General features: G+C 77.4%; 1 pseudogene. It reads left to right on the plus strand.

The features are described 5' to 3' along the window. Positions 1 to 447 (plus strand): annotated as a pseudogene (locus M3148_RS17245) (PLP-dependent aminotransferase family protein); the annotation flags it as partial.

Here is a 447-nt window from a genome sequence, read left to right on the forward strand (position 1 = left end):
GCGACCGCTCGGGGCGAGACGGCGGGGGCATCCCTCCAGGAGCACCTCTCGGCGTACCTGCGCCTCAGCCGCGGCGTCGTGCGCGCCCCGGAGGACATCCTGGTCACGGCCGGGGTCCGGGACGGGCTGCAGCTGGTGCTGCGGGTGCTCGGTCTCGCGCGGCGTCGCACCCTGCGGGTGGCCGTGGAGAACCCCGGCTACCCCGCGCTGCGCCGGGTGGTGGAGGCCACCGGGCACACCGCCCTGCCCGTGACCGTGGACCACCACGGCCTGGATCCCGCCGCCCTGCCCACCGGACGCTGGGGTGGTGCGAGCCGCTGGGACGTGAGCGCACCCCCGGACGTGCTGGTGCTCACCCCGGGCCACCAGTACCCGCTGGGCGGGACCATGCCCGTGAGCCGCCGCGCGGAGCTGCTGGCCTGGGCCCGTGAGCACGGCGCGGTGGTC

The organism is Georgenia satyanarayanai, from assembly GCF_023715365.1.
Taxonomy (GTDB): domain Bacteria; phylum Actinomycetota; class Actinomycetes; order Actinomycetales; family Actinomycetaceae; genus Oceanitalea; species Oceanitalea satyanarayanai_B.